At 54.6% G+C, this 13,134-nt stretch carries 7 protein-coding genes; all 7 read left to right on the top strand.

Annotated elements, in window-relative coordinates:
* Positions 1-141: 141 nt before the first annotated feature.
* The 7 genes from uvrB (at position 142) to galU (ending at position 13,008) form a co-directional block, all read left to right on the top strand.
* On the top strand, positions 142-2,133 hold the full coding sequence (uvrB, locus tag AC27KL_RS21445) for an excinuclease ABC subunit UvrB (protein WP_339322519.1): 1,992 nt from the start codon (positions 142-144) through the stop codon (positions 2,131-2,133).
* Between the two features lie 155 nt (positions 2,134-2,288).
* Entirely contained in the window at positions 2,289-5,150 is a 2,862-nt protein-coding gene (gene uvrA / locus AC27KL_RS21440) for an excinuclease ABC subunit UvrA (protein ID WP_487171005.1), read from the top strand.
* A gap of 376 nt (positions 5,151-5,526) precedes the next feature.
* Positions 5,527-5,736: a hypothetical protein gene (locus AC27KL_RS21435; RefSeq protein ID WP_036710521.1), complete on the top strand. Its 210-nt coding sequence runs from the start codon at positions 5,527-5,529 to the stop codon at positions 5,734-5,736.
* Positions 5,737-6,030: 294 nt separating this feature from the next.
* Positions 6,031-7,167 (top strand): S1C family serine protease, encoded by a 1,137-nt coding sequence (locus tag AC27KL_RS21430; RefSeq protein ID WP_487171004.1) that lies wholly within the window; start codon positions 6,031-6,033, stop codon positions 7,165-7,167.
* Positions 7,167-9,095, top strand: a complete 1,929-nt coding sequence (locus tag AC27KL_RS21425) for a stalk domain-containing protein (RefSeq protein ID WP_487171003.1) — start codon at positions 7,167-7,169, stop codon at positions 9,093-9,095. Before AC27KL_RS21430 ends, AC27KL_RS21425 begins: the two co-directional genes overlap by 1 nt.
* A 343-nt stretch (positions 9,096-9,438) precedes the next feature.
* A complete protein-coding gene (locus tag AC27KL_RS21420) occupies positions 9,439-11,952 on the top strand; it encodes a U32 family peptidase (RefSeq protein WP_487171002.1) in 2,514 nt (837 codons plus the stop codon).
* Positions 11,953-12,123: 171 nt separating this feature from the next.
* Positions 12,124-13,008: a UTP--glucose-1-phosphate uridylyltransferase GalU gene (gene galU / locus AC27KL_RS21415; protein WP_487171001.1), complete on the top strand. Its 885-nt coding sequence runs from the start codon at positions 12,124-12,126 to the stop codon at positions 13,006-13,008.
* The last annotated feature ends 126 nt before the right edge of the window (positions 13,009-13,134 follow it).

The raw sequence follows: 13,134 nt of genomic DNA, 5'->3' as shown, positions 1-13,134 counted from the left end.
TTGCATAGAGCAGGTGATCAGAGTATAATAGACGGGAACAAGCATTCCTATTTCAACAAAGATTTTCCTATTCATATTATCGGGAAATCTCGACATATAGTTTAGAATATCTATTTTAGATGATAAGGGTGATGTTGGGCAATGAGTGATATTGTCGTCAGTACCAAACCGTTCGAGCTGATCTCGGACTACAAGCCGCAGGGCGACCAGCCCAAGGCGATCGGGGAACTGGTGGAAGGACTTAAGCAAGGGAAAAAACACCAGACTTTGCTTGGGGCAACGGGAACGGGAAAGACGTTTACCATCGCGCAGACGATCGCCAAGGTCAATCGCCCGACGCTGGTGATCGCCCACAACAAGACGCTGGCGGCCCAACTGGCGAGCGAATTCAAGGAATTTTTTCCGAACAATTCGGTGGACTATTTTGTCAGCTACTATGATTACTACCAACCGGAAGCTTATATCCCATCATCCGATACCTATATCGAAAAAGATTCGAGCATCAACGAGGAAATCGACAAGCTGCGGCACTCCGCGACGAGCTCGCTGTTCGAGCGCCGGGACGTGATCATCGTGGCCAGCGTGTCGTGCATATACGGCCTCGGTTCGCCTTCCGAATATTCCAGCCTCCTGCTGTCGCTGCGCGTCGGCATGGAAAAGCCGCGCAACCAGATCTTGTCCCGCCTTGTCGACATCCAGTACCAACGCAATGACATCAACTTCGTTCGCGGCACGTTCCGCGTCCGCGGCGACGTCCTCGAAATTTTCCCGGCTTCGAACGGCGAGAGGGCCATCCGGGTCGAGTTCTTCGGGGACGAGATCGAACGGATCACGGAGATCGACGTCCTGACCGGAGAACTGGTCGGCGAACGCGAGCATGTGGCCATCTTCCCGGCCTCCCACTTCGTTACGAAGGAAGAGACGATGCGGGTCGCCTTACAAAACATCGAACGCGAGCTGGAGGAGCGGCTGGAATATTTCCGTTCTGAAGGCAAACTGCTGGAGGCTCAGCGGCTCGAGCAGCGTACGCGTTACGACATCGAGATGATGAAGGAGATCGGCTTCTGTTCCGGGATCGAGAATTACTCCGGTCCTTTGACCTTCCGCGAGCGCGGCGCAACGCCGTATACGCTGCTCGATTATTTTCCGGACGACTTTTTGATCGTGGTCGACGAATCCCATGTCACGCTGCCGCAAATCCGGGCGATGTACAACGGGGACCGGGCCCGGAAGACGGTGCTGGTGGATCATGGATTCCGCCTTCCTTCGGCCCTCGATAACCGTCCGTTGCAATTCGAGGAATTCGAGGAAAAGGTGAACCAGATCATTTACGTGTCGGCGACGCCGGGACCGTACGAGATGGAGCATTGCGATACGATGGTCGAGCAGATCATCCGTCCGACGGGACTGCTGGATCCGATCATCGAGGTTCGCCCGACCGAAGGGCAGATCGACGACCTGATCGGGGAGATCCGGGAACGGATCGATCGCGACGAACGCGTGCTGGTGACGACGCTTACGAAGAAGATGGCGGAGGATTTGACGGATTATTTGAAGGAGATCGGCATCAAGGTCCGGTACCTGCATTCCGATATCAAGACGCTGGAGCGGATGGCGATATTGCGGGATCTCCGGCTGGGCGTGTTCCATGTATTGATCGGCATCAACCTGCTGCGTGAAGGCTTGGACCTGCCGGAGGTATCGCTTGTCGCGATATTGGATGCGGACAAGGAAGGTTTCCTGCGTTCCGAACGCTCGCTGATCCAGACGATCGGCCGCGCGGCGCGGAACTCGGAAGGGTTCGTCATCATGTACGGCGATCAGATGACCGAGTCGATGGATAAGGCGATCAAGGAAACGGCCCGCCGCCGCGCAATGCAGATCGAATACAACGAGAAACACGGCATTACGCCGCAGACGATCCGCAAAAAGGTCCGCGACGTCATCGAAGCGACGAAGGTCGCCGAATCGAAGGCGGAATACTTGTCGGACGCTGCAGGCAAAATGTCGAAGAAGGAACGCCAATCGGTTATTCAGCGCCTGGAGGCAGAGATGAAGGAAGCGGCCAAAAACCTCCAGTTCGAACGCGCCGCCGAACTTCGCGATGCTTTGCTGGAGCTGAAGGCGGAATAACTGCAAGTTGAAACAAGAGAAGAGAACGGCCACGAATCGCAGGTCGTTCTCTTTGTGAATATTAGAAACGTCATTATGGCGTTATCATAAACAAACTGATGCCATAAAGCTCGCAAAGAACGCCGGCTTTATGATCCAAAGGAGATGAACGAGCATTGGCAAGCGAAAATATCGTCATCAAAGGCGCACGGGCTCATAATCTGAAAAACATCGATATTACCATTCCGCGGGACAAGTTTGTCGTACTGACGGGATTAAGCGGATCGGGTAAATCCTCCCTGGCCTTTGATACGATTTATGCCGAAGGCCAGCGCCGTTACGTGGAGTCTTTGTCCGCGTACGCGCGCCAATTTTTGGGCCAAATGGAGAAACCGGACGTGGATTCGATCGACGGCCTTTCCCCGGCCATTTCCATCGACCAAAAAACGACCAGCCGCAACCCCCGCTCAACCGTAGGGACGGTAACGGAAATCTACGACTATCTCCGCCTGCTGTTCGCGAGAATCGGGCATCCCCATTGCCCGGAGCACGGCATCGAGATTACCTCCCAAACCGTGGAACAGATGGTCGACCGGATCATGTCCTACCCGGAAAAAACGAGACTCCAGCTGATGGCTCCGCTCGTGTCCGGACGCAAGGGCGAGCATAAAAGTCTGTTCGCCGACGTGGCGAAACAAGGCTTCGTGCGGGTTCGCGTCGACGGGGAACTGCGGGATCTTTCCGAAAATATCGAACTTGAGAAAAACAAGAAACATACGATCGAAGTGGTCGTGGACCGGATCGTCATTAAGGAAGGCGTCGAAGCCCGGCTTGCGGATTCGATCGAGACGGCGCTCAAGCTTTCCGGCGGTCAAATTCTCGTGGATATCATCGGCCAGGAGGAACTGCGTTTCAGCTCCAACTTTGCCTGCCCGATTTGCGGCTTCAGCATGGAAGAGCTGTCTCCGCGCATGTTTTCGTTCAACAGCCCGTTCGGGGCTTGTACGGCTTGCGACGGTCTCGGCGTCAAAATGATCGTGGATCCGGAACTGCTCATCCCGGACATGGAAAAATCCATCGAAGAAGGGGCGTTCCTGGCTTGGACCGGTAGCACCTCCAATTATTATCCGCAGTTCCTCAGCTCCGTATGTGAGCATTACGGCATTCCGCAGGACGTTCCGGTCAGCCAGCTGAAAAAAGAGGACATGGACAAGCTGCTGTATGGAACCGGCAACGAAAAGGTCCGATTCCGTTACGAAAATGACTTTGGGCAGCGGAAGGAAGCGAACGTCGTGTTCGAGGGCATCATTCCGAACCTCGAGCGCCGTTACCGCGAAACCGCTTCGGACGGCATCCGCGAGTTCATCGAAAACTTCATGAGCGCCAAACCATGCGAAGTCTGCAAAGGGCATCGTTTGAAAAAGGAAGTGCTCGCGGTAACGGTATGCGGACATAATATCGCCGACGTGACCAGCTTGTCGATCGGCGACGCGATGCAGCTGTTCGATTCGCTGGAGCTGAGCGAAAAGGAACGCTCCATCGCCCATTTGATTCTGAAGGAAATCAACAGCCGGCTGGGATTCCTTGTCAACGTCGGTTTGCAGTACCTCACGCTCAGCCGCGCGGCGGGAACCTTGTCCGGCGGAGAAGCCCAGCGGATCCGGCTCGCGACCCAAATCGGTTCCAGCTTGATGGGGGTTCTGTACATTTTGGACGAGCCGAGCATCGGCTTGCACCAGCGCGACAACGACCGGCTGATCGCGACGCTGGAGCATATGCGGGATCTTGGCAACACGCTGATCGTCGTCGAGCATGACGAGGATACGATGCTCGCCGCCGATTATATCATTGACATTGGTCCGGGGGCGGGCATTCATGGCGGACGCGTCATCGCAAAAGGGACGCCGAAGCAAATCATGGAAGATCCGAACTCCTTGACCGGACAATATTTAAGCGGCCGGAAGTTCATTCCCGTCAACCCGAACCGGAGAAAACCGGACGGCCGTTGGCTGGAAATCCGCGGCGCGCGCGAGAATAACCTGAAAAACCTGAACGTCAAAATACCGGTCGGCGTATTCACGGCCGTAACGGGCGTGTCCGGCTCCGGGAAATCGACGCTGGTCAACGAGATTTTGTATAAAACGCTTGCGAAAGAGCTGAACAAAGCCGTGAAAGTGCGTCCGGGGGCGCATAAGGAAATCCGGGGCCTCGAGCATTTGGAAAAGGTCATCGATATCGATCAGTCTCCGATCGGGCGTACGCCGCGTTCGAACCCTGCGACATATACCGGCGTGTTCGACGATATCCGCGACATTTACGCGCAAACGAACGAAGCGAAAATCCGCGGGTACAAAAAGGGACGCTTCAGCTTCAATGTCAAGGGCGGGCGCTGCGAAGCCTGCCGCGGGGACGGAATCATCAAAATCGAAATGCACTTCCTGCCGGACGTGTACGTGCCTTGCGAAGTGTGCAAAGGCAAACGCTACAATCGCGAAACGCTGGAGGTCAAATACAAAGGCAAAAGCATCGCCGATGTGTTGGAAATGACGGTGGAGGACGCAACGGAGTTTTTCAAAAACATCCCGAAAATCCACCGGAAGCTGCAAACGCTGCTTGACGTGGGCCTCGGTTACATTACGTTGGGGCAGCCGGCCACGACGTTGTCCGGGGGCGAAGCGCAGCGCGTGAAGCTGGCCTCCGAGCTGTACCGCCGCAGTACCGGCAAAACGATGTACATTCTTGACGAACCGACGACGGGGCTTCACGTGGACGATATCGACCGCTTGCTGACCGTGCTGCACCGTTTGGTCGATTCGGGCGAATCGGTGCTTGTCATCGAGCATAATCTGGACGTCATTAAAACGGCCGACTATTTGATCGATCTCGGGCCGGAAGGCGGCAGCGGCGGCGGAACGATCATCGCGACCGGCACGCCGGAGCAGATCGTCCAGGTTGAGGCTTCCTATACCGGGAAATATCTTAAGCCTATTTTGGAACGGGATACGGCGCGCACCGAAGCGATGAAGGTAAGCAGCTGATTCTCGTTTCCAGGCAGCGGAGACATGGCCGCCGGAGGGAAACTCCGGCGGTTTCTTTTTCTACAACATATGGATAAATTCCGGGGTCCCTGCAAAGTCCTTGATTCGGATTCGAAGCCATCAACCCCGTTTTGTGGGAGTGTTTTGGTTGTTCCGAACATATTTTGGGACGAATAAACCCATACTATGACAAAGCAGGTTCAGGTCTTTTTAAGTATCCTTCTCACGGCATCGTTATCCAAAAATAGGCAAATTCATGACAATTTCAACTTTTTGCAGGCTTTTTGAAGGGAAAGTCTTGCATCTGCCCCGGCAGAAGGATAACATGTAAGGAGATATGTAAAAACGAGCGAACGTTCATAGAGGAGGTCCAATCATGTTGCTTGCAGAAGCTGCTGCATCAGCCGCATCCAAATTCAACACCTTTGATATTTTTATGATACTGTTTACGCTGCTTATTTTGATCGGAACCATTCGTTTGATCAGACAGCCGGTCAAGAACAAGTTTGCAATCGGATTCAGCATCATTTGCTTGCTGGTTTTCCTTGCTTCCGATTATGCCATGGTTCAAAACTGGTTAAGCTAGGCCGATATTTACGCAAAGCATGACGAAGACACCTTGCGCCCTGGGGCGTAGAAGGGGTCTTTTTTTATACGCTGATACATAGGAAGGCCCGGCGCTTCGCCCGACCCGCAGAGCATTCGTCCGCGACGTTCAGGGGTCGGAATCACTGTCGGTATATGTTCCTTTTTCGCCTTTAAAAGATAGGGCTACGGATGAATTGTACACTTTTATATTCTGTGTTACATTTGGCATTAAGGTTCAGGGGAGAAGCACCAATAATGTGTAAAATTAGAAAAATGAGGCTAGGTGAGGACGATGAAGCCTATGGGGAAAAAGAGGGTCATGATACTGTTCTGCACCCTGCTGCTGCTTAGCGGTGCCGCTCAAGCCGGCGCGCAAACCGCAGCGAAGCAAGGGACTGCAAAAGCCAAAACGGCGACGGCGGCCGCGGCTGCCAAAAATCAAAAAACTGCGGTGCCGAATCCGCTGAAAGTTGCTGCCGATCCGGTTCCGCAAATCGTGAAAGACATTTCGCCGTCCGTCGTCGGCATTATCGGCCGGGCTCCGGCAGGACAAACCACGGCAGACCGCAACAACTTGATGCATGGCACGGGGGTTATCATTCGGCCGAACGGCTGGATCGTGACCAACGCCCATGTCGTGAACGGACTGCAAAGCACCGTCGTTGTCACTGCGGACGGCAAAACGTATAAAATTACGGATACATATGTCGATGAAATCAGCGATTTGGCCTTGATCAAAATCAATGCCTCCAATCTGAAACCGGCCGTGTTCGCCAAGTCGGCACAAAACGCCCAGGTCGGGGAAAAGGTCGTGGCGATTGGCACGCCGATTTCGTTCTCTTTTCGCAATTCTGCAACCGTGGGCGTGGTCAGCGGCCTGAACAGGGCCATTAACGCCTCGTACCGGTTGATTCAAAGCGATACGGCGATCAATCCAGGCAACAGCGGCGGACCGCTCGTCAACATGAAAGGCGAAGTGCTGGGCATCAACAGCATGAAGTTTTCGGCGGTCGGCGTGGAAAATATGGGATTTTCGATTCCGTCGGAAACGGTGCAGTACGTGATCAACCAGCTGTTTAAATACGGCGAGGTCAAGCGGCCAAGCCTTGGATTCAGTATGGAGGAGAGCTGGTCCGCGATCGTGGGGCTGCCGACGCAGGATCCTTTGACCATCACGAAGGTCGTCTCCGAGGAAGCGAAGAAGGCCGGCATCCGCGAAAATGACGTCCTGTACAGCATTGACGGCAAACGCGTCACATCGATCGTGGACATCAACGAATTGTTCAAAGCCTATATGCCTGGACAAACGGTCAAGTTGCTGATGCAGAGCGACGGCGATATCGTGGTCCGCAAGCTCGTGCTGACGGCGGAGCTCGGGGAGGACGCCATCGGGGAAGCGGCAGCGGGCGATGCCGGAGATGAATTTTAATGGGGAAGGGACATGCACGGATGAAGAGAAACGGGGTTTTGAAATGGGGTTCCGCGTTATTGGCGGGAAGCATCGTATTTTCGGCGGCGATGCCGGCGTGGGCCGACAATGCGGCGGAGAAACTATCGTTTAGAGTAAAGGCCGGAAGCACCTCGGCTTTGCTGAACGGAAAAGACGAAAAGATCGCAAAACCGTATTTGGACCACGGAACGCTGATGGTTCCGCTGGGGTTGTTCAAACGCGCATTTGGCAGCCAGATACGGCTTGAAGGCGAAAACGTCGTGAAAGTGATGTATGGGCCGCATACGGTCTCCATGACGATCGGGAGCCATACCGCTTGGGTCGACGGGCGTAAAATAAAGCTGGATGCCGCGCCGGCGATGGTATCGGGAACGTTGATGGCCCCGCTCAGATTGGTTGCCGAAGGCATCGGGGCGGAATTGGCGCCGGGAAGCACGGGAACGCTTGTCGTCAGCCTCGCGCCGTCGGATACCGGTGATCCGGAAGATCCGGGCATTGACACCGATCAGGGCAAGACGAAAATCGGCAACAGCTACTATCAATGGTCGATGAACTACCCGAGCGGCCTGCTTCTGGGCGATTCGGAGCAGGATGAGAGCATCGTGTCGTTCGGGGATGCGGAGAATACCTATTACGTCGAGGTTCACACAAATGATCAGGACGTCAAGCTCGGAGCGGACGAGCTGCTTGAGATGCTGGTAAGCGACGCGAAGGATGCCGGCGAATTGGTGGTGGACCGGGAAAGCTTCCCGCAGGCCAAAGTGCCGTATGCCCGGATCATCAGCAAAGACGGGGACGGGACATTCTGGGAAAACCGCAGCTATTACGCGAACGGCCGGGTATACGAGGTGTATTTTGCCGACCTGAAGGCAACGAACTACAAAGATTTGAAACGGTATGCCGGATTCCTGGATTCGTTCAGCATCGGCTACAACGGTTATGATAAAACGGTAAAAGACCTTTCCACCGTCCAAAACGGCATGCGCCGCGAAGGGAACGACGATTACGGCGTTTCTCTGGACGTGCCTGCAGGCTGGAGCGTCGACAATGCCAATATGTATTACGAAAGCAAAAAGGGAAGTTATCTGAAGCTGGACGTCTCCTCCTCGCCGAAAGGCGAAAGCCTGGAGCAGTGGAGCGAGGATTTGAAAACGTGGGTCAAAGAGGCTTTTGTGCAGGATGCTTATCAATTCGTAGGCACGACTCCGATCGAAATTTCCGGCGAGAAGGGGCTCGTCAACGAGGTCCGGTACAACTACGGCGACGGCTGGATGACGGAATACGAAGTGATGGTGCTTCATAACGGCTACCGCTATTATGCCGAATACGCCGTGCCGGAGGCCAACAAAGAGGACTTGAACAAATTCAAGGATTTGATGAAGTCCATTGAGATCGATTTTGACGTCGTCTCCGACACGTTTGGCAAAATGGAGGAAGACGCCTTCCTGATCAGTAAAACGAAAGCGACGACGAAGCAGTCCAAGGCGTTCGGATACAAAATCAACATTCCGCAGTACTGGACCGCGGTCCAGGATAAATTCGAAAGATCTCCCGTCGAATATCAGTTTGTCGGAGGGAGATTCCGGATTACAGCCGAGAAGTCGGGTTCCTTGGATGCGACGGCGAGCCAGCTCAAAGCGTATTACGTGGAGGCCGCGAAATACCAGAAGGACCTGAAGGTCGAAAAGACCGAAAACATCACCTTTGCCGGCGTTCCGGCCGTTTCAATCACGGTGCACCAGGTGAAGGACGGCATCCCATACAGCGCGCGCCAGATTTTGCTGCAAAAGGACGACGTCGTCTACACGATCAGCGCGTCCCTTAATGACGCCAATGCGACCGAGCTGCAAAAAGCGGCGTTGGAGCAGACGCTGAATTCGTTTGCGTTGACGGAAAAAGCGAAATAAGGAACGAGCATAGACACTCATAAAATCCATCATCGACTGACCGCAAGCGGCTCCTCAAAGGGGCTGCTTGCGTTTTTTTGAAAAGAAGGAAGAGCTGTATAGTCCGAGATCCATATGAGATGCCTTCATGGCCCGAATGGCCGGCCTCTATTTTGACCAAAATGATAGCGTGCATGTTTGCAAAATCCACCACCCGTGGATCGCTCGGTCGTAGTAGATGGATTGCGGGATGTCTGGTAAACTAGATAAGTTGAAGAGGTTATAAGAGTTTGAAGAAAATAACTTGGATTAATAGAAACAAAAAACTACAGCAACCGGCAAAAGCCGGTTTGGGAGGATATACATGAGCACAAAAGCATTGCGCAGGGAAGATGTGGAGCTGCTTGCGCCGGCCGGCGATTGGGATTGCATGCGGGCAGCGGTGGCGAACGGGGCGGACGCGATCTTTTTTGGCGTCGAGAAGTTTAACGCCCGGGCGCGCGCCAACAACTTTTTGATGGCCGAGCTTCCGGAAATCATGTCGTTTTTGCATAGCTACGGCGTAAAAGGGTTTTTGACGTTTAATATTTTGGTGTTCGAAAACGAGCTGGAGGACGCCAAAGAGCTGATCGATGCGTGCATCGACGCAGGCGTTGACGCCGTCATCGTCCAAGACCTGGGGCTCGTCAAAATGATCCGTGAAATTTCTCCGGACTTTCCGATTCACGGATCCACGCAGATGACGATCACGTCCCCGGAGGCCGTCGAATTTACGAAACCTTGGGGCATGGAACGCGTGGTTTTGGGCCGCGAAAACAATTTGAAGCAGATTCAGAAAATCGGGGAGCAGGCGAAGCTGCCGATGGAGGTTTTCGTGCACGGCGCGCTTTGCGTTTCCTATTCCGGTCAGTGCCTGACCTCGGAAATGTGGGGCGGCCGCTCGGCGAACCGCGGCGAATGCGCGCAGGCATGCCGCCTGCCGTACGACCTGATGGTCGACGGCGAGCAAAAGCCGATGGGCGACGTTGCGTATTTGCTTTCGCCTAAGGATTTGGCGGCGATCGATTTGATGCCGGAGCTGATCGAAGCAGGGGTCACTTCGTTCAAAATCGAAGGGCGCCTGAAAAGCCCGGAATACGTCGCAAACGTGGTCAGCAAATACCGCAAGGCGATCGACCGCTACTTCGAAGGAGACGACACGAAGCCGAGCAAGGAGGAGATGCGCGAGCTGCAGCAGAGCTTTTCGCGCGGGTTTACGCATGGCTTCCTGGAAGGCACGAACAATAAAAAGCTGGTAGACGGCACGTTCCCGAAAAGCCGCGGCGTCTATGTCGGACGCGTGGAGAAAATTTTGCGCGACGGCGTCGTGTGCAAAATCGAAGCGCCGCTGAAGCGCGGGGACGGCATCGTGTTTGACGCCGGGGATCCGACCAAGCCGGAAGAAGGCGGACGTATCTATGATCTGCGCCGCAAAGGCGTCAAGATCGAAGGCGAAGCGGGCGAGGGCTGGATCGTCGATATCGTACCAGGCCGCAGCGACGTGGACCTGCATAAGGTGCATGTCGGCGACCGCATCTGGAAAACGAACGACCCGGCGCTGGACAAGCGCCTGCGCCAAACGTTCGAGACGGATAAGCCGTACCGGGTCTTTCCGGTGCATGTGAGAGCATTCGGCCATGCCGGCGGCCTGCTGACGACGATCTGGACCGATGTGCAGAAAGGCACAACGGTCCAGGTGGATTCGGAGCTGGAACTGGAAGTCGCCAAGAAACGGCCGATGGATTACGCGCTGCTCGAAGAGCAGTTCGGCCGTTTGGGCGGCACCGTGTTCCAGCTGGAGAAGCTGGACGTCGACCTGCAAGGCGACGTCATCTTGCCCATGCGCGAGCTGAACAGTATCCGCCGCCGTGCGGTGGAGCTGCTCGCTGGCGAGCGCCCGAAGCCGCCCGTATACGTGAAACGGGCGGTGGACGTGTTCGGCGATGCGGCGCGCAGCGCATCGCCGGTGGCCCGCGGTGAGGCGGAGCTCACCGCGCTGTGCCGCAGCCTCCCGCAGGTGGAGGCTGCGCTGGAAGCCGGCGTCGAATCCATCTACGCCGATTTCGAATTCATCAAGCAATTCAAGGAAGCGGTAGAGCTCGTTCATGCGGCCGGCAAGCGGATTGCGCTGGTGACGCCGCGCATCCATATGCCGATCGAGAACGGCATCCACAAAAACATCCTGCGCCTCCAGCCGGACGCCGTGCTGGTGCGCAACACCGGCGCGCTGTATTTCTATCTGCGCGAACGGATGCAGAACCCGGATGCCAAACATCCGCAGCTGATCGGCGATTTCTCGCTGAACATCGCCAACCATAAAGCGGTGAACCTGTTCCTGGAAGCCGGCTGCGACATCGTTACGCCGTCGTACGACCTGAACATCCAGCAGATGGTCGATCTGCTCGAACGTTCGAACACGTCGCGGATGGAAATCGTCATCCATCAGCATTTGCCGATGTTCCATACCGAGCACTGTGTATACTGTACCTTCCTGAGCGAAGGCACCGACTACACCAACTGCGGCCGCCCGTGCGAAGCGCACCGGGTATCGCTGCAGGACCGCATCGGCATGTCCCACCCGGTCCGGGTGGACGAAGGCTGCCGCAATACGGTCTACAACGCCATCGAGCAATCCGGCGCCGAGTACCTGACGAACTTCATGGACCTGGGCGTAGCGCGCTACCGCGTCGAGTTCCTCGAGGAAACGAAAGAGCAGGTGCATGAGGTCATCGACCTCTACAACCGCGCCCTGTGCGGCGAAATCAGCGGCACTCAGGTATGGAAAACGCTGAAAGCCACCAACCAGCTCGGGGTAACCCGGGGGCAGTTGGTGAAGTAAGGATCTAAACGATATCGCCCCCTGCATTGATCATTTCTCCTCTGATCAAGTGGGGGCTTTTTTTACATTCAAGCGAATTCGGGTAAAGTCCGATATAATAGGGTAATAGTTAATGTATAAATCGTGTATTAACCATGTATTACATAGAATTTCCGGATAAGGAGCATATAGATGAGAATTCGTAAGGCCATCATTCCGGCGGCGGGGCTGGGGACCCGTTTTCTACCGGCCACCAAAGCGATGCCCAAAGAAATGCTGCCGATCGTCGATAAACCCACCATCCAATACATCATAGAAGAAGCCGTTGCCTCCGGCATTGAGGATATCATCATTGTTACCGGTAAAGGCAAGCGGGCCATCGAGGATCATTTCGACTATTCGTTCGAGCTCGAACATAATTTGACGGCGAAAAGGAAATGGGATCTGCTGAATGAAGTCCGAAAGTCCTCCGAAATGGCAGACATCCACTACATTCGGCAAAAGGAGCCCAAGGGCCTGGGCCACGCGATCTGGTGCGCACGCAAATTCATTGGCGATGAGCCTTTTGCCGTTCTGCTCGGGGACGATATCGTAGAATCCGAGATTCCTTGCTTAAAACAAATGATGGACATATATAATGAACATCAATCCTCCATCGTGGGCGTGCAGCCTGTGGAATGGTCCGAGGTTTCCCGCTACGGCGTTGTGGATGCAACGAGGGTAAATGATCGGGTATACCGGGCAAACGCCCTGGTAGAGAAGCCACAGCCTTCAGAGGCGCCCTCCAATTTGGCCATCATGGGGAGGTATATTTTGACGCCCCAAATTTTTACGATCCTCGAAGAGCAGCCCGTTGGTGTTAATGGCGAAATCCAATTAACGGACGCGCTCTCCGAGCTGAGCGAAACCGAATCGATTTTTGCCTATCATTTTGATGGCTTGCGGCACGACGTTGGCGAGAAGTTTGGATTCATCAAAACGACGATTCACTATGCGCTGCAGCATGAGGAGCTGAAAAAGGATTTGCTGGAGTTTATGAGGGAGGTAATGGAGAGGGAGCGGAAGTATTCGGTTTAGTTAAATAAGCAAACGTAGGTAATCTATGTTGTCCAATATGCCCTTCAACCTGCTAGTATGGCGCCTGAACTGTGTTGCGTTATATACGTCCGCTTGGATTGGATTATGCTAGTAAAAAGAGCAGCT

The sequence above is a fragment of the Paenibacillus sp. YAE3 genome (assembly GCF_057546105.1).
This window is presented reverse-complemented; position numbering and strand designations above follow the sequence as displayed.

Excerpts from the sequence above, each read along its gene's own strand:
- AC27KL_RS21420 (WP_487171002.1), top strand. The coding sequence starts at position 9,439 with ATGAGCACAAAAGCATTGCGCAGGGAAGATGTGGAGCTGCTTGCGCCG.
- AC27KL_RS21425 (WP_487171003.1), top strand. The coding sequence starts at position 7,167 with ATGGGGAAGGGACATGCACGGATGAAGAGAAACGGGGTTTTGAAATGG.
- AC27KL_RS21430 (WP_487171004.1), top strand. The coding sequence starts at position 6,031 with ATGAAGCCTATGGGGAAAAAGAGGGTCATGATACTGTTCTGCACCCTG.
- uvrB (WP_339322519.1), top strand. The coding sequence starts at position 142 with ATGAGTGATATTGTCGTCAGTACCAAACCGTTCGAGCTGATCTCGGAC.
- galU (WP_487171001.1), top strand. The coding sequence starts at position 12,124 with ATGAGAATTCGTAAGGCCATCATTCCGGCGGCGGGGCTGGGGACCCGT.
- AC27KL_RS21435 (WP_036710521.1), top strand. The coding sequence starts at position 5,527 with ATGTTGCTTGCAGAAGCTGCTGCATCAGCCGCATCCAAATTCAACACC.